The 23,082-nt window shown below is 57.2% G+C and carries 19 protein-coding genes and 1 riboswitch; of the genes, 6 read left to right on the top strand and 13 right to left on the bottom strand.

The genetic code is table 11. The annotated features are described in order from the left end of the window. Window positions 1-84 precede the first annotated feature (84 nt). From OGM59_00765 to OGM59_00740, 6 genes are all read right to left on the bottom strand, one after another. Window positions 85-654 carry a TetR/AcrR family transcriptional regulator C-terminal domain-containing protein gene (locus OGM59_00765; protein UYI91029.1) on the bottom strand — a complete coding sequence of 190 codons (570 nt, stop codon included), beginning with the start codon at window positions 652-654 and terminating at the stop codon, window positions 85-87. Window positions 655-678: 24 nt separating this feature from the next. Then, on the bottom strand, window positions 679-1,641 hold the full coding sequence (locus OGM59_00760) for a lysophospholipase (GenBank protein ID UYI91028.1): 963 nt from the start codon (window positions 1,639-1,641) through the stop codon (window positions 679-681). A 167-nt stretch (window positions 1,642-1,808) separates the two neighbouring features. After that, window positions 1,809-2,159, bottom strand: a complete 351-nt coding sequence (locus OGM59_00755) for a DUF1667 domain-containing protein (protein ID UYI91027.1) — start codon at window positions 2,157-2,159, stop codon at window positions 1,809-1,811. Beyond that, the gene (locus tag OGM59_00750; GenBank protein ID UYI91026.1) at window positions 2,156-3,409 is read right to left on the bottom strand and encodes an FAD-dependent oxidoreductase; all 1,254 of its coding nucleotides are present in this window, start codon (window positions 3,407-3,409) and stop codon (window positions 2,156-2,158) included. Before OGM59_00750 ends, OGM59_00755 begins: the two co-directional genes overlap by 4 nt. Further along, the gene (locus OGM59_00745; GenBank protein ID UYI91025.1) at window positions 3,409-4,845 is read right to left on the bottom strand and encodes an NAD(P)/FAD-dependent oxidoreductase; all 1,437 of its coding nucleotides are present in this window, start codon (window positions 4,843-4,845) and stop codon (window positions 3,409-3,411) included. Before OGM59_00745 ends, OGM59_00750 begins: the two co-directional genes overlap by 1 nt. Before the next feature lie 189 nt (window positions 4,846-5,034). Continuing rightward, window positions 5,035-5,598 (bottom strand): glycerol-3-phosphate responsive antiterminator, encoded by a 564-nt coding sequence (locus OGM59_00740; protein UYI91024.1) that lies wholly within the window; start codon window positions 5,596-5,598, stop codon window positions 5,035-5,037. Window positions 5,599-5,738: 140 nt separating this feature from the next. Between OGM59_00740 and OGM59_00735 the strand changes: the two genes are divergently transcribed. The 3 genes from OGM59_00735 to OGM59_00725 all read left to right on the top strand — a co-directional run bounded on the left by OGM59_00735 (window position 5,739) and on the right by OGM59_00725 (window position 11,143). Next, window positions 5,739-8,102 carry a glycoside hydrolase family 31 protein gene (locus OGM59_00735; GenBank protein UYI91023.1) on the top strand — a complete coding sequence of 788 codons (2,364 nt, stop codon included), beginning with the start codon at window positions 5,739-5,741 and terminating at the stop codon, window positions 8,100-8,102. A 62-nt stretch (window positions 8,103-8,164) separates the two neighbouring features. Further along, the gene (locus OGM59_00730) at window positions 8,165-9,529 is read left to right on the top strand and encodes a sodium-dependent transporter (GenBank protein UYI91022.1); all 1,365 of its coding nucleotides are present in this window, start codon (window positions 8,165-8,167) and stop codon (window positions 9,527-9,529) included. A 168-nt stretch (window positions 9,530-9,697) separates the two neighbouring features. Beyond that, a complete protein-coding gene (locus tag OGM59_00725) occupies window positions 9,698-11,143 on the top strand; it encodes an MFS transporter (GenBank protein UYI91021.1) in 1,446 nt (481 codons plus the stop codon). A 91-nt stretch (window positions 11,144-11,234) separates the two neighbouring features. On the opposite strand, the gene OGM59_00720 is transcribed toward OGM59_00725, so the two are convergent. The 3 genes from OGM59_00720 to OGM59_00710 all read right to left on the bottom strand — a co-directional run bounded on the left by OGM59_00720 (window position 11,235) and on the right by OGM59_00710 (window position 15,233). Then, window positions 11,235-13,910: a DUF4982 domain-containing protein gene (locus OGM59_00720; GenBank protein ID UYI91020.1), complete on the bottom strand. Its 2,676-nt coding sequence runs from the start codon at window positions 13,908-13,910 to the stop codon at window positions 11,235-11,237. Between the two features lie 95 nt (window positions 13,911-14,005). Further along, window positions 14,006-14,269, bottom strand: a complete 264-nt coding sequence (locus OGM59_00715) for a hypothetical protein (protein UYI91019.1) — start codon at window positions 14,267-14,269, stop codon at window positions 14,006-14,008. Window positions 14,270-14,396: 127 nt separating this feature from the next. Continuing rightward, complete coding sequence (locus OGM59_00710) at window positions 14,397-15,233, bottom strand: hypothetical protein (protein ID UYI91018.1); 837 nt, start codon at window positions 15,231-15,233, stop codon at window positions 14,397-14,399. Between the two features lie 162 nt (window positions 15,234-15,395). Continuing rightward, a riboswitch (cobalamin riboswitch) is annotated at window positions 15,396-15,610 on the top strand. 128 nt (window positions 15,611-15,738) lie between these two features. On the opposite strand from OGM59_00710, the gene OGM59_00705 reads away from it, so the two are divergent. The 3 genes from OGM59_00705 to sdaAA all read left to right on the top strand — a co-directional run bounded on the left by OGM59_00705 (window position 15,739) and on the right by sdaAA (window position 19,064). Next, entirely contained in the window at window positions 15,739-17,412 is a 1,674-nt protein-coding gene (locus OGM59_00705) for a hypothetical protein (GenBank protein ID UYI91017.1), read from the top strand. A gap of 108 nt (window positions 17,413-17,520) precedes the next feature. After that, complete coding sequence (gene sdaAB, locus OGM59_00700) at window positions 17,521-18,204, top strand: L-serine ammonia-lyase, iron-sulfur-dependent subunit beta (GenBank protein UYI91016.1); 684 nt, start codon at window positions 17,521-17,523, stop codon at window positions 18,202-18,204. Next, window positions 18,186-19,064 (top strand): L-serine ammonia-lyase, iron-sulfur-dependent, subunit alpha, encoded by an 879-nt coding sequence (gene sdaAA / locus OGM59_00695; GenBank protein UYI91015.1) that lies wholly within the window; start codon window positions 18,186-18,188, stop codon window positions 19,062-19,064. Before sdaAB ends, sdaAA begins: the two co-directional genes overlap by 19 nt. A gap of 68 nt (window positions 19,065-19,132) precedes the next feature. Here sdaAA and OGM59_00690 read toward each other — a convergent pair whose 3' ends face one another. From OGM59_00690 to OGM59_00675, 4 genes are all read right to left on the bottom strand, one after another. Further along, window positions 19,133-19,894, bottom strand: coding sequence for a ZIP family metal transporter (locus OGM59_00690; protein UYI91014.1), 762 nt, complete (start codon window positions 19,892-19,894; stop codon window positions 19,133-19,135). 409 nt (window positions 19,895-20,303) lie between these two features. Next, window positions 20,304-21,767: a beta-propeller domain-containing protein gene (locus OGM59_00685; protein UYI91013.1), complete on the bottom strand. Its 1,464-nt coding sequence runs from the start codon at window positions 21,765-21,767 to the stop codon at window positions 20,304-20,306. A 14-nt stretch (window positions 21,768-21,781) separates the two neighbouring features. Next, window positions 21,782-22,294, bottom strand: coding sequence for a sigma-70 family RNA polymerase sigma factor (locus OGM59_00680; GenBank protein UYI91012.1), 513 nt, complete (start codon window positions 22,292-22,294; stop codon window positions 21,782-21,784). 34 nt (window positions 22,295-22,328) lie between these two features. Further along, window positions 22,329-22,973 carry a hypothetical protein gene (locus OGM59_00675; GenBank protein UYI91011.1) on the bottom strand — a complete coding sequence of 215 codons (645 nt, stop codon included), beginning with the start codon at window positions 22,971-22,973 and terminating at the stop codon, window positions 22,329-22,331. Window positions 22,974-23,082 lie beyond the last annotated feature (109 nt).

Raw genomic sequence — 23,082 nt, 5'->3', positions numbered from 1 at the left:
GCAATTGCAGGCTCCTTTTTTTACGGCATAAACAAAGCCCCGACGGTACTGCACCGCCGGGGTCCTTTCTATTTTATGCGATTGTTACAGCGTACCGCTGGCCCGCTCTACCGCCACCTTTTGGCAATCGGCAGCCAAGTGACGCAGCTGCGCCGCCAACTGGTCCGGGGTCTTGCGCATTCCGCCGCGCACCCAATCCAGCACCGTGCCTGTAATGCCGTAGGCAAAAAAGTCCGCAATAAAGTGTTGCTCCTCCTCACTGACCTGCAAACCGGAGCGCAAGTTCAACTTAGCAGCTGCGTCCCGAAACAGCGTCGCTGCACTCTGAAACAAGAATCGACGAAACTCATCGTCTGCGTGGAGCACCGCATTCTTATAAAGCGCCGCGTCCGCCGCCATCGTCTCAAACATTTGCAACAAATGGGTATTCCAGTTTTCAAAGGTCAGACCGTCGGTAAAGGGATCAAAAATCTCCTGTTTATAAATCTGACCCAGCAGGGCGTACTTGTCTGCAAAATGATAATAAAAGGTTTGACGATTGAGCTGGCACCGGTTCGTAATATCGGACACGGTGATCTTCTCAAAGGGCGTTTGGCGCATAATGTCCTTCAGCGCCGTCTCCAACGCGGTAACGGTTATTTTTTTTACAGACACAGCATTTCCTCCCGGAATATTATTTTATATCGTAGCGGGCAACCGTCGGCGGATAAAATCATCCACGGTCCGATGATATTCTTCCTCATTGAGCAGGCAGCTTTGGGCGTGCTTGGCGTTGTCAAAAATTTTCAGTTCCTTTTTATCCGCCGGACACAGGTTATAGAGTTCGTACACCATCTCCGGGGGCACAAAGTCGTCCAGCGCACCGTGGATAAAGAGAATGGGCACCTTGGCCTCTCGCACGCTTTGGCGCACATCTGTCTTTTCCAAATCGAACCCGGCCAGGCGCTTGTTCATCTCATTTAACAGCCACAGCACCGGCTGGGGGTGGCGCAGCCCGGCATTCCGAGCCACATAGGAAAACTCGTCCTTGGCACTGGTATAGGCGCAGTCGGAGATAATCAGCTTGACACAATCCGGGCAGCGGCTGCCTGCCAGCTGCAACACGGTAGCAGCGCCCATAGACACCCCGTGGAGTATCACGGTAATATCCTGCCCAAAGCGGGCAGTCAGGTACTCGATCCAGCGGAGCATATCTTGGCTCTCATAGTAATCAAAGCCCACATACTCGCCACCGGAGGCACCGGCGCCCACATGGTCGCAGCAAAAGAAACCGTAGCCCAGGTCGTGGTAGTGCTTAATAAAAGTATGCGGGTCCACCGTGTGGTCCGCATGGAACCCGTGGGAGCCGAACACAATCACCTTGGAGTCACCCTTCGGCGGCAGATAATACCCCCGCAGCAGGTCACCCCGGTCAGAGGTGATGGTGCAGTTCTCCACCGGCTGGGTGTTGACCCAATCGGTGTACTTTTGGCGCCAGGCGTCCGCCATAGCGTAATCGTCCTTGTCCTTCATCTCCATCAGGCGGGTCATGGGGCGCTTGGGGCGATCCCCGCGACCCATCACCTGCTTATACAGATTGACCGCTTCTGCCGCAACCAAGCCCGCTGCGGCGGCGCCTAATGCCACTGTTTTCAACTTCATAAAAAATCCCCCTTATCCGCCGGCAGCCACAAGCGGCACACCTGCTTCTGTCCCTATTTTACCAAAAAACGACAGGGTTTTCAACTTTGGAAATTTACACGGCACCCGGCAGCGCCTGTCTATCAAAACAGCCCGCTTACCGGAGCAAGCGGGCCAAGGGAATACGCTTATTCTTCTACCGTTTTGGTGGCCACAAAGTGCACCCCGGTGCGGAAGATATTGTCTACCACCACATCGCCCACATGCACCGGCGCCGTGACCTCCACTTTGTCCAGAAGCCGCATGGCCTCCTCCATCATATACTTGGGGATCTGGCCGTCCGTCTTTACCGGCAGGCGGCAAGCGCTTTTGCTGCGCAGCCGCACGGTGGAGGTGATTACCCGGGTGGGGTTCTTCAGCTCATTGTGACCGTACTCCGCACCCCGAGGACAGCGATTGCCGGTCACCGTATAACCGTGCTCCTCATCTACCTTTAAGTGGCAGCCCTTGGGGCACATAATGCAAATCAAATCCTTCATGCCTGTACCTCCTCTGCTGCAATATGCAAGGTGTCGCCGTCCATCCGTGCCAGCAGCGCCTTAGGAATCTTAATGGTCTCCATCTCGCCGGGAGCCATATGCTCCCGCTTAAAGGACGCAATGACCTGATCGCCGCAGGTCACCTGAATGCGGCTCTCCTTAAACACGCGCCGCACCCGGAAGTAGAACTCCACACCGTCACTGTCTGCACGGAAACGCTGGGGCACCGTATAGCCGATATGGGCATTGGTGGTCACCTGCACTGTGCGCTCCCGATCCAGCTCGCCGGTCTGCACATAATCCGCAGCCGCCGCGCCGGCAGCCATACTCTCTGCGGTCACAAAGTCTACCAAATCATGCACATGCAGCGCATTGCCGCAGGCAAAAATGCCGGGCACCGAGGTCTCCCGGTTCTCATACACCAACGCGCCGTTGGTGCGTGGATCCATAACGATTCCGGCGTCCCGGGTCAATTCATTCTCCGGGATCAGCCCCACGGACAACAGCACCGTGTCGCAGTCAAAGGTCATCTCCGTACCGGGAATGGGACGGCGCCGGTCGTCCACCTGGGACACGACCACCTGCTCCACCCGGGCTTTGCCCCGAATGTCCGTAATGGTGTGGGACAGATACAGCGGAATATCAAAATCCTCCAGGCACTGCACAATGTTGCGCTGCAATCCGCCGGAATAAGGCATTACCTCTACGCAGGCCAGCACCTTGGCGCCCTCCAGGGTCATACGCCGAGCCATAATCAGCCCAATGTCACCGGAGCCGAGAATGACCACACGCTTGCCCACCATGTAGCCCTCCATATTCACATACCGCTGGGCAGCACCGGCAGTGAGCACACCGGCCGGGCGCGTGCCGGGAATGGAAATGGCGCCGCGGGTGCGCTCTCTGCACCCCATGGCCAACACAATGCTCTTGGCCTCCAGCACCCGGTAGCCCTCTTTCTTGCTTACCGCGTGCACCTGCTTCTCCGGGGTCACCTGGAGCACCATGGTGTCCAGGAATACCTCCACGCCGGTGTCCGCCACCATGGCGGCAAAGCGAGAGGCGTACTCCGGACCGGTAAGCTGCTCTTTGAAGTAATGCAGGCCAAAGCCGTTATGGATACACTGGTTGAGAATACCGCCCAGCTCTTTGTCCCGCTCTAAGATGGCAATGTGTTTCAGCCCTTTGTTCCAGGCTGCATAGGCAGCTGCCAAACCGGCAGGTCCGCCGCCAATTACGATCAGATCATACATTACGCACGCACCTCCCCTTTTGTATAGGCAGTAAGAATTTCGCTGCCGTCCCGATCCTGCAAAATCGTCAACGGCGACACACCCAGCTCCCGCGCCAGCAGGTCTACCACCCGCGGCCCGCAAAAGCCGCCCTGGCAGCGCCCCATACCGGCGCCGGCACGGCGCTTAATGCCGTCTACGGATACCGGCGGAATAGGCGAATGAATGGCGTCTAAAATCTCGCCCTCCGTCACCGTCTCACATCGGCAGATCACCCGCCCGTAAGCAGGGTTTTTCTCAATCAGCGCCTTGCGTTCCGCAGCGCTCAACCGGTTGAAATGCACTTTCTCCCGGCTGTCTATGTAGCTGTCTTTCTCCGTCAGATCCAGTCCGTCTGCGGCCAGCAGCGCCGCCGCATAATCGGCAATGGCCGGCGCAGAAGTCAGCCCGGGAGAGCGAATGCCCGCCACATTCAGGAAATGCGCCGCCGCAAAATCAATAATAAAATCATCCACGGTAGAATTGGCCCGCATACCGGCAAAGTTGCGGATATTCTGGCGAAAATCCACGCCGGGCACCGTGCGCACCGCCTTTTGGCGCACCTCAGCCAGGCCCGCTGCGGTGTCAGATGTATCGTCCGGATCCCGGCGCACCACCGCATTTGGCCCTACGATCAAATTGCCGTGCACCGTAGGCGCCACCAGCACGCCCTTGCCCTCTTTGCCCGGGCACTGAAAAATCACCGTAGACACCCGGTTGCCCTCGCACTTATCCAGCAGGTAATACTCGCCTACCGTAGGCTCTACGGTAAAGGACGGCGCCGCCACCAGGTTGTTCACCCGATCGGCGTACACGCCGGCAGCGTTGATCACATACCGTGCCTCCACCGTGTCTTTGCCGTCGGACAGGGCATAGCCCTCCGCTGTCTTTTCAATCTTCTCCACCGGGAACCGACGGCGCAGTTCACAACCGTTTTGCACCGCCACCTCGGCCATAGCCAAACCAAACTCCCAAGGATTAACAATGGCTGCCGTAGGCGCCCACAAAGCACCCTTGGCCGTCTCCGTTACATTGGGCTCCTTGGCTCGCACCTGCGCAGCGTCCCAAAGCTCCAGCCCCGGCACACCGTTCTCGCGCCCCCGCTCCAGCAGGTCCTGCAAGGTATCCATGTCTTCATCGTTTAAGGCTACCACCAGGGAGCCGGTGTCTTTCCAAGACACATGGAGCTTTTTGCAAATCTCCCGGCTCATGGCATTGCCTTTTACATTCAGCTTGGCCATCAGCGTGCCCGGGTGCGGATCGTACCCAGCGTGCATAATGGCACTGTTGGCGCGGGTGGCACCCATACAGATGTCGTTCTCCTTCTCCAACAGAATGACCCGCACCCGGCAGCGCGCCAGCCGATAAGCACAGGCACACCCGGCAATACCGCCGCCGATGATCGCTACATCATACATTTGTATATCCCCCTTATTCTTGCAAAACAGGCAAAAAAATAAGCAACGAAAAAAGACGGAGCGCTCTGCTCCGTGCTTTTACCGTTGCTCAAATCTCTCGGCTGTTATGCACTTAAAGTAATTTTAGTATAACACAAAGAACTGCCGCTGGCAATACGCAAAAAAGATAATGAACATCTGTGCATTATCTTACATCTGCCAAACTCCCGGATTGGTGGAGGACACTGCCAGTGCGCCCGCCTCCAGGGCGTTGACCACATCGGCCTTTTCCGTCACCAATCCCCCGGCGATAATGGGCTTGCCACAGGTGGCAGCCACCCGATGAATCACCTTTGGCATAAGCCCGGGCAGCACTTCGATCAAATCCACACAGCGCTCGTTCTTCATTTTGGCTATATTTTCCATCGCAATGGAATCAATCAGAAAAAAGCGCAAAATGGTGCGCAGTCCCTTGGCCTTGGCAAAGCGCAACAGCGGCAGCCGGGTAGAAATAATCCCATCCGGCCGGGCTGCGTGAATCAGATAATCCACTGCTGCCTCTCGAGCAGACAGACCTTCGATCAGGTCTGCGTGCACAAATACCGTTTTGCCAGCCGTCTTCAGCTCGGCCACAATCCGCGGCACGGAATTCAAATCTCCAAACAGCACAAATACCACCCGGCACGGACTGTTCAGACACCGCTCCAACCCCGGCTCGTCCTTTACAGCTGCCACAATGGGGCTGTCCCCCAGCGTATCTTCCAAAAATCCCATACTGTTCCCCCTTGTACGGTTTTGGCTTTTTCTCCCTCTCATTGTACCTGTTTTTTCCCGGCAAGTCAACCGGGGACAATCGGGTATTGCTTTAGACGCTGAATATGGTACAATAGGCTTGAAAGACAGGGGGATTTTTTATGTTAAAAGAAGCACTGCGTGCCCACACAGCGGGTACGGCCAAAGAGAAGCAGATTTTTATTTTCGGTCACTGCCGGCTGACGGTACTGACCCCGCGACTGATCCGGGTGGAGCACTGCCCCGACGGCGCATTTGAAGACCGTGCCAGCACTGCCGTGTGGTTCCGAGCCTTTGATGTGCCACCGTGCAAGGCGACACTGCACCGCGGAACGATCACCCTAACCACACCGGAGATCACCCTCACCGTCCACGCCCGCACCGGCACGCCGCAGACGGTAACTTTTTCAAACGGCAAAACGGCGGACTGCCTGAACTTCGGCAACCTGCACGGCACCTGCCGCACCCTGGACGCTACCTTTGGGCCGGTACCTTTGCAGGACGGCCTGGTGTCCCGGGACGGGGTGAGCCTCTTAGACGACAGCCGCAGCTTTTTGCTGGATGCGGACGGCCGTTTCTGCCCCCGCAAGAGAAAGGGCAAAGATGTGTATGTGTTTGCCTACGACCACGACTACCGGGCGGCGGTACAGGATTTTTATAAAATCAGCGGATCAGTGCCCCTAATCCCCCGGTTTGCCCTGGGCGTGTGGTGGAGCCGCTACCACGCCTACACCCAGGAGGAATACTTAGGGCTAATCAAGCGCTTTGCGGCGGAAAATGTGCCGCTGACGGTAGCCACCGTGGATATGGACTGGCACTGGACGGACCCCAACAAACGCTTTGGCACCCACTATAAGGGCAAAGACGGCTGGACAGGCTATTCCTGGAATACGGAACTGTTCCCGGACTACAAGGCCTTTTTGCAGGATCTGCACCAAATGGGGCTGCACACCACCGTCAACCTGCACCCGGCGGACGGGGTGCGCGCCTTTGAGGATCCGTACCCGGCCATGGCTAAGGCGATGGGGCTGGATCCAAAAACCAAGCAGGATATTCCGTTCCGGTGCGGCAACGATACCTTTTGGAACGCCTACTTTGATGTGCTCCACAAGCCCTATGAAAAAGAGGGCGTGGACTTTTGGTGGTTGGACTGGCAACAGGGCAAAAAAAGCGATGTGCCCGGGCTGGACCCGCTGGTGGCACTGAACCACTACCATTATTTGGACAACGCAGAGAACGGCAGGCTGCCGCTGATCCTGTCCCGCTACAGCGGCCCCGGCGCCCACCGCTATCCCCTGGGCTTTTCCGGCGACACCGCCCAAAACTGGCGGGTGCTGCACTTTCAGCCCTACTTTACAGCTACGGCAGCCAATGTGGGCTACACCTGGTGGAGCCACGACATCGGCGGCCATCACTTGGGCGAGCGCAACGAAGAGCTGTACCTGCGCTGGCTGCAACTGGGGGTATTCAGCCCCATTCTGCGGCTGCACTCCACCTCCAACGACCTGATGGGCAAAGAGCCTTGGCGCTATCGGCCGGATGTGTGCGCCGCTGCCAAGGACTGGCTGCGCCTGCGCCATCGGCTCATTCCCTACCTCTACACAATGGACGCTCGCACCCATCGGGAGGGACTGGCCCTGTGTGAGCCACTGTACTATGCCTACCCGGAGGCGGAGGAAGCCTACGACAAAGCCTATTGCAACGGCTACCTGTTTGGCAGCCAGCTGTTGGTGTACCCCATCACCTCTCCGCAAAAAAAGCAGTTGGGTATGGGCGCTGTGGACGCCTGGATCCCGCCGGGACGGTGGACGGATCTGTTCACCGGGGCGGTCTACACCGGTCCCCTGTGCCTGACCCTTCACCGAGAATTGACGGAAATGCCGGTGCTGGCCAAGGCCGGAGCAATCTTACCGCTAAGCGACGACCCGGGCAACGCCTGCGGCAACCCGGCGGCGCTGACCCTGTGGCTCTATGCCGGGGACGGCGACTTTACCTTATATGAGGACAACGGCCAAACGGATTTTGACACCCACAAGGCCGAGACCCAAATCACCCAGCAGCTGCAAGGCAGTACACTGACGGTGACTGTGGCGCCCACCGCCGGCGACTGCACCGTGCTGCCGAAAAAGCGACAGCTAACCTTGGTATTCAAGGATCTGGAGCCGTCCGTCCTCTCCTGCGCAGAAGCGGAAGTGACCCAAAATGCCGCAGGCGAAGCTACCGTAATTCTTACCGACTATGACCCTACTGTGGGGACACAACTGCACCTGCAAGGGGCTACCTACCGCAAGGCGGCATCGTTCAAGGATCGGGTGCTGAACATCTTTTGCCGCTGGCAGGGCAGCAATGCGCACAAAACCGAGTGCTACCGTTTGTTCAAAATCGCCAAAACCAAAGAGGAACTGCGCCGGGCGCTAAAGCGCACCCGCCTACCGGGCACCGTGCGCCGGGCTGTAGAAGAAGCCCTCTTGCAAACGGACGCATAATCGTGTAAAATGGTACGGCAAATCAACGAGAGGGCGGCAGACATCTGCCGAAAATGAAAATTATGGAACAACGCGAACAACTGGGCAGCCGCCTGGGCTTTATTCTGCTGAGCGCCGGGTGCGCCATCGGCATTGGCAATGTGTGGAAATTCCCATACATGGTGGGGCAATACGGCGGCGGTGCCTTTGTACTGATCTATCTGTTTTTCTTAGTGATCCTGGGCATACCGGTGATGACCATGGAATTTGCCATGGGTCGCGCCGGCCAGCGCAGCCCCGCCCGGCTGTACCAGCAGTTGGAGCCGAAAGGCAGCAAGTGGCACCTGCACGGCTATGTTGCCATGGCCGGCAACTATATTCTGATGATGTTTTACACCAGCGTGGCCGGGTGGATGCTGGACTACTTTGTCCGCACCGCCGGCGGACAATTCGTAGGCGCCGACACCGACGGTGTGGCGGCACAATTCAGCCAAATGCTGGGCGACCCGCTACGCATGACCCTGTTTATGGGCATTATCGTCGTGTTGGGCTTCTTGGTGTGCTCCTTTAGTCTGCAAAAGGGGCTGGAGCGCATTACCAAGTGGATGATGGTGGCACTGCTGGTCATTATGGTGGTGCTGGCGATCAACAGTGTGTGCACCGCCGGGGGCAGCCAGGGGCTGCGCTTTTACCTGGTGCCGGATTTGGCGCGGATGAAGAAAGTGGGCATCGGCAATGTGGTGGCCGGGGCCATGAACCAGGCGTTCTTTACCCTGAGTTTGGGCATCGGCGCTATGGCCATCTTTGGCAGCTATATCGGCAAGGAGCGCGCACTGATGGGCGAGTCTGCCCGGGTGGCGGCGCTGGACACGCTGGTGGCTCTGTGCTCCGGACTGATCATTTTCCCCGCCTGCTTTGCCTACGGTGTGCAACCGGACAGCGGTCCCAGTCTGATCTTCATTACCCTGCCTAATATCTTTAACCACATGCCCCTGGGGCGCGTGTGGGGCAGCCTGTTCTTTGTGTTTATGAGCTTTGCCGCCTTTTCCACCGTGCTGGGCGTGTTTGAAAACATTGTGTCCTGCACCATGGATCTGTCCGGCTGGAGCCGCAAAAAAGCCTGCCTGTTCAACGGCATTCTCATGCTCCTGCTGAGTATGCCCTGCGTATTAGGGTTCAATGTGCTCTCCAAGTTCCAGCCTTTGGGCCCGGGCACCGGCGTGCTGGATCTGGAGGACTTTGTGGTGAGCAATCTGCTGCTGCCGCTGGGCTCTCTCATCTTTATTTTCTTCTGCACCTCCCGCTACGGCTGGGGCTGGAAGGACTTTACCAAAGAGGCCAACACCGGCAAGGGACTGAAAGTGCAGCGCTGGATGCGTGGCTATATGTGCTATGTGCTGCCGGTACTGGTGGCCGTAATCCTGGTGCTGGGGCTGATCCGCCACTGATTAAACGGCAGTCACGCCAAATTGTCGCATAAATACAGACAAAAAGCCTTTTCTGCAATGGAAGTTGCAAAAAAGGCTTTCTTTTTTACCCGGGATAGGCTACTCTATATCTTAGGATCGTGTTGCCAAAAATCGAAAACGCAACCGGAACATATAGGGGGAAGCAATATGGAAGAAAAGAAGTATATCGGCCGCCGGGAACAAACCGGCTTTTTGGTGGGCCTCAGCGGCCAAAATATGGTCTATTCCCTAATTGGAGCGTCATTCTTTACTTATTTTATGACAGATATTGCCCTGTTCCCGGCACTGGTGGTCAGCGTGCTGCTGATCGTAATGAAAGTGTGGGACGGGGTCAACGACCCCATTGTCGGCTCCTTTATTGATAAACACACCTTCAAAAACGGCGAAAAGCTGCGGCCGTTTTTGCGCTACACACCGCTGCCGGTAGGGATCTTTACCGTGCTGCTGTTTGTGGTGTTCTCTACCAAAGAAGAGCTGTTGTGGCTGCGGGTCAGCTACTTTGTGATTATGTATATTTGTTGGGATCTGGCCTACACGGTGCAGGATGTGTCCATCTGGGGCATTACCGCCGCCGTATCGCCCAATTCCAATGAGCGGGACCGGTTCGTCCAATGGGCGCGCACCATCGGCTCCTGCGTATATAGCGCATTCAGCACCGTCATTCCCATGGCGCTGGAGATGATCGCCAACGCCACCGGGGCAAGTATGGCGCTGATGGCGCTGGTGTTTGCCCTGATTTTCGGGCTAGGCGGCTCCATGCTCAGCTACCGCTGCTATGCGGCACAGGAGCGGATCCATGTGGTGCAGGAGGTGCAGCAGCAAAGCCTGTGGGAGAGCTTTTCCTTGCTGTTTAAGAACAAAATGCTGCTGCTTGTGACCCTTGCCAACCTACTGGGTGCTCTGGGCTTTGGCGCCAATTTGGTGACCTACTTCTTCAAGTACGAGATTGCCGCGGACTTTTTGGGCGAGAACAGCCTGATCGGCGCGCTGGGGCTGTCCACCATCTACTACATTATGACCGGGCTGCCGGGCTTTTTAGGTATGCTGGCGGCAGATAAGATCAAAAAATGGTGCCACGGCTATGTGAATGCTCTGATCGTGATGCAGGCCTGCAATATTTTAGCGCGCATTGCCGCGTACTTTATTGGCTTTGAAGGCAAGAATTTGTGGTTTGCCATGGCGGTGATCGGCCTGGGCGGTATTCCCCTGGGTGCCGCCGCCATTGCCCAAACCGCCATCTTCTGCGACAGCATCGACTATATGGAGTGGAAGACCGGCAAGCGCACCGAGGGCATCACCTTCTCCATGCAAACCTCGTTTACAAAAATCTCCAGCGGTATTACCGCCGGCCTGGCGACCCTGGCGCTGCACCTGCTGCACTACAAGCCCATTGAGGGGGCGTCCACCTACCTGGGCACCCAAAGTGCCGCCTTTGACCGCTGGATCTGGCCGCTGGTGATTCTGACCCCGGCCATTGCCAGTCTGCTGTATATTGTCCCGCTGCTGTTTATCCGCTACACCCCCGCCCAACGGGCGCAGGTGGAGCAGGAGTTGAAAGCCCGCCGGGCAGCGACGGACAGCCAAAACACTTGATACACACAAAAAGAGCACGCAGTGCGAACTGCGTGCTCTTTTTGTTTTTGTCTATTTACAGAGTCGTGTTGGCAGTAACAACCGCCCGGTGTCAATCCGCCAGAGTGAACTGCACCTCCACCGGCTCACCGGCCTTGCAGTGCAGGGTGCGTACCGTTTGGCCGCAGCGCACGGTCAGCGTGCGGTCCACATCGGCGGTGAGCACCGCCTGCACCGTACCGGCCGCCAGATCCCATTGCAGCCGGGTAACGGTGGCCCGGTTGCGGGTCTTTAGTCCGGTGAGGGTGCCCCTGTCAAATCCGCTCTCCGGCAGCGCCGGCAGCAGTTCGATCTCATCGGCATTGGAGTACACCAGCGCCTCGTGCACAATGCCCAAATAGCCGATGGCAAAGTCCGTACAGTAGCAGCTGCCCCGGTCATAGTCATGGTTGGTCATCAGGGAGTTGTACCGGATTTTATGGTTCATCAAATTCACCAGTGCGTCCGTCAAGGCGGCGCGGTCTTGCAGCCGGGCAGCGATCAGGCTGCGGTGCACCAGGGCGTGGGATGCCTCATTCTCGCTTTTCCGGTTCTCTACCGCCTGCTTGCAGGCAGCGGTCAGCCGGGCATTGCCCCGGGTCTCCATCAGCGGCCAGGCACAGTACAGGTGGCTCAGGTGCCGGTGCTCGTTATTCTCCTCAAAAGCAGTCGTAGCCCATTCCTTCAGCGCTCCGGTATCGTCATACAGATAAGGCGGCAGGTTCGTTTTCAACTGCTTCCACCGACTTTGGTCCGCACCGGGAGCCACATCGTTCATCACGAAAAGCAGCATTTCCATATTATCCCGGCAAGCAGCAATATCAATGGCGCAGTTGGCGTCTGACGGGCTGGCATAATTATCTGGATTATTTTCCGGCGAATAGCTGGGCACAATGCAGTAACTTTCGCCCTTGCCCAGCGCCGTCTTTCCCTTTTCATAATGAATGGAGCCGTCCGCAGAAGTGTAATATTCCGGGGTCAGCAGCTGCGCCCAGTAGTTGGCGGACTTGGTCAGCAGCGGGTAGAGAATATCCTCCTCCAGCCGCAGATAGCCCCGCCTCTCTATGGCTGCCACCTGGGCATCGGTCAAATCCTTTTCCGTGGCAGACAGAACGGAGCGCAGCGCCTGCAAGTTGAATTCGTCACTGAGGGGGATCTGAATATTGCCGTAACTTTGCAGAGTCTCATACAGCGGGCGCAGCATCCAGGACGCCCCGGCGTTCCAGTACCGGAAGGGGTAGGGATAGCAGGTCTCCGTCAGCACCGCCTTGTCCCCGTCCGTATTCACCGGTGCCTGAATAGCGTCTGTAAAGCCGTGGGTGGCCCGGGCATTTTCCTCCCAATCCGGCATCTGGCGCAGCAGGAAGTACACATAGCCTTGGGGGCCGCGGCTCATATTGGAGCTATTCAGCGCCGCCGTTTGCAGGTTCACATTGGCGTCCATGGTGTACTTGCTGCCCCAGCCGGTGTTCCACTCCCCGGTCCACATGCCGTAAAGCCGCCCGGTAGAATACCCGGCGCAACACAGGGCTGCGTACCGCCCGGCATAGTAAGTACGCTGGGCCAGCGCCGCGTTGATCTCTTTCTTGCCCTTTTGCGCTTTCAGCAGCGCCTCGTTAGGCTGGATATTCTCATCACTCAGGGTCAAAGTCACCGCGTCAAATTGGGGCTGGTACGCCTTTAAATGCGCCGCCAGCGCGGCGTCATAATCAAAGGCACCGTCGGTGCTGTACCGGGCGGCCACCTTCTCCAACTGCGCGCGCAGATCTGCCAGCAGCGGATACTCCGCCTGCCTGGCAAAGTCCGATAGCTTGCCCATCTCCAGGGTGTAGTCGCTAACGGTCAGCAGCACCAGTCCGGCAGCGCCGGTAATGCGCACCCCGGTATTGTCGCCAATAAACTGGCTCTCTTTGGTCTGCTTGTCCAGCGTCACCCGCTCTCGGGTGCCGCCCACCGGCAGCACATAGGTCAAAGTGGCATAGCCGCCGGTCTTGCGCTCGCTGTTCTCATAATCCGGGTAATGGGCGATCAGCCCCAGGGCGCTGCCGTCCTGGGCCGTGACCTTTTTATATTGCAGGTCCACCTCTTCACTTTTGCCAAAGTTGGCCAGGGTGGACAGATCGTCATAGCTGAGCGTCAGGTTCAGCGCCGTACCCGTCGTGGACGGGTCCAGCCGGGTGATCACCACGCCGTCCGCCATGGAGGTGATGGAGCGGCGCAGCCAGGTGCCGTTTTTGTCCGTATAGCGCACGCCCACTTGGCCGGTGGCGTAATCAGTATAGCGCACATAATCCCTGGCATGCGCCTTGGTCTGCGCCAACCGTAATTGGCCGCCCGGGTGATACCGGTACACATCGTCATAACTGGCGTTGTCTGTAATATCCTGCCCTTTAATGATCTGCTGGCGCACCGTCTCCAGCTCATTTGCCGTATCCGGGCAGGTGCGGGCGTTTTTGTTCGGCAGCAGGAAGTGCATATTTTGGAAAATAAAAGTATCGCTGTACGGGTCGCCGCTGGTGACGAACCCTTGCAGTCCGTTGCCGGAGACCATACCCTGCCGCCAGCTGTCTGTCTTGTTGGTCTTATTGTCCTTCAGCGATGTGTAGGTGCTGCTGTAACTAACCTTTTGCAGGTCGCCAAACAGGTCTTTTACCACCGCTGTGTCCGTTTGTCCGGCACAGGCAGCCAGCGAGGTCAGCAGCCCTGCCGTCAGCAGCAGGCACAGGCATTTTTTCAGTATAGCTTTCATTTTTTGTGTTTCCCCTTCCAGAGAGAATGCGCGTTCTTTGCTTCTGCAAAACCGATTGAAGCGCCTCTCGTCCTCATTATATCACAAGCACATCCCTATACGCAATAAAAAGCGCCCTGCTGCTGCAAGGCGCTTTTTGCATATCGCTTTTCATCCAAATCAAAGCTGCCGGTAAAGTCACTGTCCGGCTGCACGGCGGACAGGTCGTTCTCGTTTTGTACACCTTTACATAGTCTACACAAAAGTCCGTCTGCCGCTGCGTCATCATTAAACCGGCCGATCTTTTGGCCGTGAGGTCCCCAGCCGTCGCCGGCGTCGATCACTCGGTCGATCTGCGCCAAATAGGCTTGCTTATCCATCTGCTTCTCCCCCCCTCGCACCCCACCGGCGCTCTATTCTATCTATGGATTATATACCCAAATCCCGGCGGGGAAAACCCACCAGCACAAAACATACATTTTTCGGAACACTGGAAAATTTATATAGTCAAAACAGGTCCTCTACCCCGTTTGACTCACGAAATAAGGTCAACAAATCCCCATACCCGGCCATACGCTCCACCCGGGTCACGCTACTGTCTACCATATTCACAGACTGCACCGCGCCCTGGGGCAGAACCATCACCTTGGCAACGCACAGAAAAACGGCAACGAGTAACACCGCCTCAAAGCGCAAGACAAATATGCAAAGGCCCCGAAAGCCGGCAGTCCAGTTGCCCCGCCGTAGAGAAAAGCGGGCGCAAAGCACACCGTAAAGCAGCACACCGGTAACCATATCCTGCACCAGCCAAACCGCCTGTTTTCCATACGCCGCGGTCACGCCTCTGCCGTAAATCAGCAGCGCCAGCCACACACCGCCGGTAAGGACTCCCATAAGAGCCACCCACACCCGGCCGCCCTTACCCACGGCAGCGGTCAGCCCGGCGCACCGGGCCGCCCACCAAAAGGCAAACAGTAAAAAGGCCAACTGTCCAATCTGCCGCACCAAGTCAACCGGCAACAGAAAAGACCCGCCATAAATCACCAAATCGAGAACCAACCTGGCCGCCAGCACGCCGCCTACGGTGCGCAGCCAGGGCTTGGCCCCAAAGGGCGCCACCGTTTTCGGCCCCAAGCTGCTGCGGCAAATGCCCGCCAGCAGCAGAGAGAACAGCACATAGTAAAGCAGGCGGGTCAGCAGCTGCCACACCCCACCCACTGCCGGCAGCTGTAACAGGCAGGTATTGTAGGGCTGCCAAATTGCATAAAATACCGGTGCCAGCGCCAAAACCAATACGCATAAGATCCCCCGGTACACGCCCGGTGCTTTTGACTGCTTATCCATCCGACTTCCTCTTTTCATTACTGAATCACAGGTTCAGTATAAACAAAGTCCGTCTGCCTTGTCAACCCCCGCCTGCTTTACCAATCTCCGGACTGCCACCTATCGAAAAACGCCGGTGAACTTATATTGACACGCCGCACGCTAAATGCTATACTCATAAAGACAATTTAGCGTGCGTTTGGTGCCTTTGCGCGCCCCGCCAAAGGCTGAAAAGGGAATCCGGTGCGAATCCGGAGCAGCCCGAACCTCTACTGTATTTGCCGACAAGAAAGCACCGCCGTTTGGGTAACGGCAGCCATTGCTCCCCCGGGAGTGAGAAGGCCGCTTTTGCGAATGAAGCATAAGTCAGGAGACCTGCCGCGCACGAGCTGTTGTTTGCGGTACTTTAGGTTGGAAGTGCAGTTTTGCTTTAGAACGGGATCATTCTAAGGCTCTTTTTGCGTACCCATACTATCCGTGCCGCCAGATCGGCACGGCTTTTTTGTGCCGCAAAAGGAGGAGAAAGATGAAAAAACACATTACCCGCAGCCTTTGCTGCCTGCTGGCCCTGCTGCTTTGCCTGGGCAGCGCCATCTACACCCCGGCAGCCCAGGACGACCAGACCCAGGTGTCCTTTACCGTGACCCTGGCCACCGGCAAGGCCACCGACTACGCCACCCTAAAGGTGCAGGACAAGGACGGCAAGACCATGCCCTGCCAGGAGGACGAGTACGGCTACGACACCTACGACTACCTGCTGCCCGCCGGTGACTACACCTACACCGCCACCTACCAAAGCGGCAGCCAGACCGCCAGCGGCAGCTTTACCGTTGCTGCCGGCGAGAGCCGTCGGATCCCGGTACAGCTGACCTACACCCAATACAAGGTGCGGTTCAACACCACCCCGCAAAACGCCACGGTGGCGCTGTACAAAAACGGTGCTTCCGGCGCCTATGGCGACCCGATCCTGCCGGACGAACAGGGGTACTATACCATCATCTTCGGTCAGTACCGCTACATCGTCAGCGCCGAGGGCTACGCCACCGTCAACAAGACCTTTAACGCCACAGACACCGCGCTGAAAAACAACAACTATGTGATCACCGTTAAGCTGGAAAGCCCGGCAGACAAGCTGCTGACCCAGGCGGACAACGCCCTGTTCAACGTCTCCGGCGACGGACTGGCGATGATCGAGTACAGCGGCGTGCACAGCGACCCGGACTTTGGTCATTATGCAGACATTGACTCCGACGATCAGGATGTAAATGTACAGAGCGCCATTGAAGCATACCTGGCCAAAAAAGTGAAGTCCGACTACCCGATCACCGTAACGGTGGACAAGGTAGAGAACGACCAGTGGGACGAGGACTACACCGTGATCGACAAGAACGGCAAGATCCACTACGACGCCGTTACCGACGATATGCTGAACTTTGACGAGACCGGCGCAGAGCTGACCGTCTCCGTGACCCTCACCTGCCTGCAAAGCACCAAGGAAAGCGAAGTGACCGTGCTGGTGCCCATGCATACATACAGCCGCCAGGAGCGCCTGGACGCGGCTGCCAAAAAGGCTGCCGATCTGCAAACCCTGCTGGGCGACAACACCGCAGCCGACCGGGTGACCGAACCGGTAAACCTGCCCACCGGCGACGACGACTTCAGCTACTACGGCATTGTCACCGGCTGGACCAGTGACCACCCGGAGGTGATCGACCCCACCACCGGCGCCGTGACGCCCGCCAAGGCAGATACCACCGTTACCCTAACGGTCAAGGCCTTTTACACCGCCGCCCAACTGGAAGAAGCCGGTTTTCTCTTTGATCCCGGCCCCTTGGGCGACAACCAAAGCCTGCAAACGGTGACCCTCACCGTGCCCGGGACCGGTGAGCCGGAGCCGCCCACTGATCCGGAAGGCCCCACTGATCCCCAGCCGCCAACGAACCCGGAAGGTCCCACCGACCCGGTACAACCTACGGACCCCGCAGCGCCCACCGACCCGGTGGGCCCCACAAAGCCCACCACGGCAAAAGAGACGACCACCAAACAGACAGAGACCACTACAAAATCCGCCAAGGCCGCCAAAAAGAGCACAGCCAAATCCCCCTCCACCGGCCACACCGGCGCTGCTGCCGGCGCGGTGCTGTGCGGTGCTGCGCTGCTGGCGCTGACCGCCGCCAAGCGTAAGCACACGGAGGAATAAAAAAAGCGCTTGCCTGTTGGGGCAAAGACGGCTATAATAAGAAAGGGCAACGGTGCACAAGGCTCCGTTGCCTGTTTTTTTATCCACTCCGCAAGGGAGGAGAAGTGTATGAATATTTTTGAGATTTTAGGCCCGGTGATGGTGGGGCCGTCCAGCTCTCACACCGCCGGTGCGGTGCGGATCGGCTACATCTCCCGCCAACTGCTGGGGGAGCCGGTTAAGGACGCCACCCTGGGGCTGTACGGCTCCTTTTGGCTCACCGGCAGCGGCCACGGCACGCCCCTGGCACTGATCGCCGGGCTGTGCGGTATGCACCCGGACGACGCCCGAATTCCTCGGGCTTTTGCCGTTGCCAAGGCTCGGGGCATGCGCTTTCGGCTGGAGCAGGCCAAGCTGAAGAACGCCCACCCCAACTCCGTGCAGCTGCACCTGGTGGGCGAAAGCGGCAAGGTGCTGGATCTGATCGGCCAGTCCCTGGGCGGCTCCATCATCAATATTGCAGAGATCGACGGGCTGGAGGCCAACGTAAGCGGCGACTACCCCACCCTGATTGTCAGCAACACCGATGTGCCCGGTATGGTAGCCAAGATCAGCGCCTTACTGGCACAGGCAAAGGTGAATATTGCGGAAATGCGGCTGTACCGCTCCGGGCGGGGCAAGCGGGCCGCCTTTATTGCCGAATGCGACCAAGAGATACCCTCCGCCACCATTGCCGCCATTCGCGCCCTGGAGGGTATTAAAAAAGTCAGTTATCTGAGTTTGGAGGAAACGCCATGCCGTACCATTCAATAGACGAGATCCTGCGCCGCTGCCGGGACCGGGCGTGCCCCTTTTGGCAGGTAGTACTCACCACCCAGGCCAAGGAAACCCAATTACCGGAGACTGCTGTGCTGGACCAAATGGACCAAATGGCAAAGGCCATGGAGGACTCCATCACCCAGTACGACCCGACAGCGGTGACCACCGGCAAAATGGGCGGCCAAAACGGCGCCCGGCTGGCAGAATATAACCAAAAAGGCGATACCCTGTTGGGAGACTACCTGTCCTCTGTGATCGCCGCAGCGGTGCAGGTGGCAGAGAGCAACGCCTGTATGAAGCGCATTGTAGCCGCCCCCACTGCCGGCAGCTGCGGGGTAATTCCGGCAGTGCTCATCACCTATCAGAAACAACAGGGTCTGCCCCGCCCAGAACTGCTGCGTGCTCTGCTGGTCAGTGCCGGGATTGGTAGTGTAATCGCCGAGAACGCCTCCATCAGCGGTGCCCAAGGGGGCTGCCAAGCAGAGATCGGCTCCGCAGCCGCCATGGCCGCCGGCGGTCTGGTATATTTGGCAGGGGGCGACAACGACGCCATTGCCCAGGGCGCCGCTATGGCGCTGAAAAATATGCTGGGACTGGTGTGCGACCCGGTAGCCGGGCTGGTAGAGACCCCCTGCATTAAGCGCAACGCCGCCGGCGCCGCCAATGCGGTGGTGGCCGCCCAAATGGCGCTGGCGGGGATCCAAAGCGTGATCCCCCCGGACGAGATAATTGACGCCATGTACGAGATCGGCTGCCAGCTGCCCGCCTGCCTGCGCGAGACCTCACAGGCCGGACTGGCCACCACTCCCACCGGGCAAAAAATTGCCGAAAAGCTGGGTCAGAACCAGTTCTAAACCGTAAAAAAAGCAAAACCGCCCGCTGCAAAAAGCAGCGGACGGCCTTTTTTTATCCCCAGGACGACTCAGCCCAGCGCCACATCCATGGCCATCATCAAGGCAAAGCCGGCAGCAGCGCCCATGGTGCCGGTATGACCGTGGGGGCCGGTTTGGGCCTGGGGGTTCAACTCCTCCAGCACCACATACACCATCGCCCCGGCGGCAAAAGCCAACAAAAAGGGCAGCACCGGACGCAGCAGGGCGGTGAGCAATATGGTCAGCACCGCGCCCACCGGCTCTACGGCACCGGACAGCACCCCATACACAAAGGAACGGCTGCGAGAGCAACCGTCGCTGCGCAGCGGCGCCGCCACAATGGTGCCCTCCGGAATATTTTGCAATGCGATTCCGACAGCAAGGGCAAAGGCGTCCGCCGGCGTAATGGCCCCGTCACCTGCCAGCATACCGGCAAACGCCACGCCCACCGCCATACCCTCCGGCACATTGTGCAAAGTCACCGCCAACACTAACAAAAAAGAATTGGCGCCTGCCGTGCCCGGCTTTGGCTCTAAATGCAGCCGAGCCGTAAGCTGATCCAGTCCCAAAAGGAACCCGATCCCCACGAGAAAGCCGACCACAACCGGCAGCCAGCTGCCGGACAGCTCCAAAGCAGGCAACAGCAACGACCAAACGGAGGCTGCCAGCATCACGCCGGAAGCAAAGCCCAACAAAATCTTTTGCACCCGGGGCGGAATATTGGATTTGAAAAGAAACACTGCGGCTGCGCCCAGCGCCGTGCCTACAAACGGAATGGCCAGCCCTACGGCAGTCTGTAAAACAGGGGTCATTGCGTGTTCTCCTTTTTTCTGCGTTCTAAGTTAGTTGCAACTAACCTCTTATAGTTTATCAAATTTTTGTCCCGGACGCAATCCCCTTTTTTCGAAGGTGAAAATAGGAAGCTGTCGCCGGGAGCCGTCAGACTATACTATGTGCGCAGCGAACCAGGCGTGCATATCCACACACCGGCAGGTCGTATATACCGGACCATGCAACCGGCGGCGTACCCACAAACGGAATGGCCAGCCCTACGGCAGTCTGTAAAACAGGGGTCATCAAAGTCTCTCCTTTTGCATTCAACTTTATGTGCCTGCTGTTCAAGCACACGGATAGACCATTCTATGCCCCTTTGCCGCCAATGTGCAAGGGCACACAGATAAAAAGAGAGACTGCGAATTTTTCCGCAGTCTCTCTTTTTACTTATCGGTATGCGTGTGCAAACCGATTGGCGCACACACCGTCCCCGCTTTCACAAAAATCAAAGCAATACACGTATGAATCCGTCAGCACACAATCCCCCGGATACATTGCCTCCGGGTGCGGATTTTGCACCGTTTTCAGCAGCACAATTTTGTTTTGCCGAATTTCAAACACCGTAGCACCATAGTACCGTCGCTGCGCATCCGCCGTATAAGACGGCAGGGCAAACACCCTTTGCCCCTGCTCTATGGCGGCTCGGTGCGACACGGTCACATCTTCCAGCTGCAACCGATCCAGCAGTTGAAAATCCCGATCATACAGAGCAAGGCTTTGGGCAGCGGTTTCCAAGTTTTCCTCTATACTTAGCCAACCATCTCCCATCTCATACAGGGTACGCTCGGTAGAATCCGCCGCAAATTCATGGGGCAATTGAAAAAGTGTTTTGGCTTCTCGCCGCGTGATTTTTGCACATTTTTGGCTTTTCAAATTCCATTTTACACCGTACGCCGTACGGTCTGCGTCCGCAGAAGCGCCCACATAAGCCGCTTTTTTTGTCAGCTGCACCTTTGTGCCGCCGCCCAACACAGCCGCCACATCCTCCGCCGCTTTACCGGTTTGTACATCCACTGTGCCTAAAACCGTGTACTGTGCCTGATTTGCACCGGCAAGGCGCACGATATGCTCCGGCAGCGCCCGGTGTATCTCGCCGTTAACCGTCAAGGCAGGCACCGACTGTTCCGCTTTTGGGTCAAAAACAAAATGAGAAAGCACATACACGTTTTCGCCCACCAATCCGGCTTGCACACAAGCGCCGCTTTGCTCTATGGCAGACAGCAGCACCGGCTTTGTTGGCTCTGCAATCGAATAAATACGCAAATAGGTGCAATTCTCGTCCCGGGCCAAAACCGCTAAACGCTCCCCGTGGGTTATCACGCCTTGCAGCGTTGCCTGCGCCGGGGCAACATTTTCAATCACCGTCAGCGGTTGCTGTCGGTTAGACGCCGCATCAAACACATAAACGCAATTACGCCCTTTTTCTGCCATGCTTGCGCTGTATGCGTAATACATATATCCGTTTTCCGTTTGAACCGATGCCATCTGCTGTACCCCCGGTTGCTGTTTAGTCAGAACCGTTGTGGCCTCTGCGCAACCGGCCTCTCCTGTATCCACAGGGGTCATCGCAGCGGTCACAGCCGTTAACTGGGCCGCGCTTTGAAATCCGTCCACCGGCACGCCGTACCAGCTTGCACCTGCGCCCACAGCAGCCACACACACCATTACCAAACAAGCCGCCGTTACCGCCCATGCTTTGTACCGTGAAGTTCGCTTAGGCATTGCAATCACCTTATGGGACTCTTTTTTCAAAATGCGCTGCTTTAGGCATTCTGCACGCAAGCCGTCCGGAAGCGGCGGCTGCGCTTGCTCAAATTTATGCTGAATAAAGTCAAAATCCTTTTGTTTCATAGCACGCACTCCCTTTATGACAAATAGCGCTTCATTTTTGCCAGGCTTCTGCTTCGTCTTTGTCGAACATTTACAGCAGTTAATCCGGTAATCCTTGCCACTTCCTTGCTTTTCAGCCCAACAACCACTGACAGCAAAATAATATTTTGGTCTGTGTCGCTAAGCAGAGCCAACGCCTGTTGCAGCTCGACCCTCGCAAACGCTGCGGTTTGGTCACAGGCAAGGCTGTTGGCATGCTGCGCAATATCCGATTGGTTGCGGCGTGTGATCTGCTCTTTAATCGCACCGGCGCAACCGTGATATAAAATGGAAAATAGCCACGACCCGAACGCCTCCGGCTTTTTCAGCATACCCAGCTGTTCAAAGGCCGTAAGCATACAATCCTGCACCACATCCTCAGCGTCCTGCACATTGCCCAGCTTGTAATAGGCATAATGAAACAGCTTTTGCTGATATGCGGTATATAAGGCGCAAAAGGCGTCTACATCTCCGGCCTGTGCCTGCCGCACCCGTTCTGCTTGTGTCATAGACTGATCCCCCTTTTCTCTTTTTCTTATTCTCTTATCGGCGCCGCTTTCTTTGCCAAAGTACAAGGGCAACCGCAGCCAAAGCACAAGCGCCCAGTGCAGCCAAAGGCAATACCGGCCGGCTTCCCTTGGCGGTGCTTTCTTTCTCGCCGTCCACCGCTTCCGTGGCTGCTTTTGTGCTGCCTGCTTCCATTTGCGGTGCTTTTTCCGTCTGTTTCTCCGTGCGCATCTGTGTCTGCGCTTCCGTTTCTCTTTTCGTTGCAGGCGGTACAGCAGCCACGCCGGAAGTGGTTACCGCAGCCGTAGAGGCCACAGCAGACGGCTGCTGCACCTTGGCATTGATATAGGGCAGACAGCCATCTTCGTCTAACGCCGCAATGGTAATGCTGCGGCCGCTTTGCGACAGAATTTTATAATCCTTGCCCTCCTCCAGCAACGGCACTTCCCATCCGGTCAGTTTCCCCTTGCCGCGGTAGGTGAATTTGCAGCCGCCCAGGTCCCGATCTGCTTGGGCAATAATCTCATCGCTTTGCGCACCGTTTACACAGCCGATGGTGTCCTGGGGATGTTCTCTGGGTGTCCATTGCCCGGCCGTCTGCGCAAACGCCGTGGCGCTGCCCAGCAGCAATGCTGCTACCAGACAAAGTACCGCTAAAATTGTTCCGATGGTCTTTTTCATACGCACGCACTCCTTATCAGGCTTTTGTCTTTTTTTGCGTTACAACCGCCCCGCTTTCGGGCGTTCACCTGTTTAGAGTCGTTTTTTGCCTGTATTGTGACACCAAAAT

The organism is Oscillospiraceae bacterium (assembly GCA_025757685.1).
GTDB lineage: Bacteria > Bacillota > Clostridia > Oscillospirales > Acutalibacteraceae > CAG-217.
This window is presented reverse-complemented; position numbering and strand designations above follow the sequence as displayed.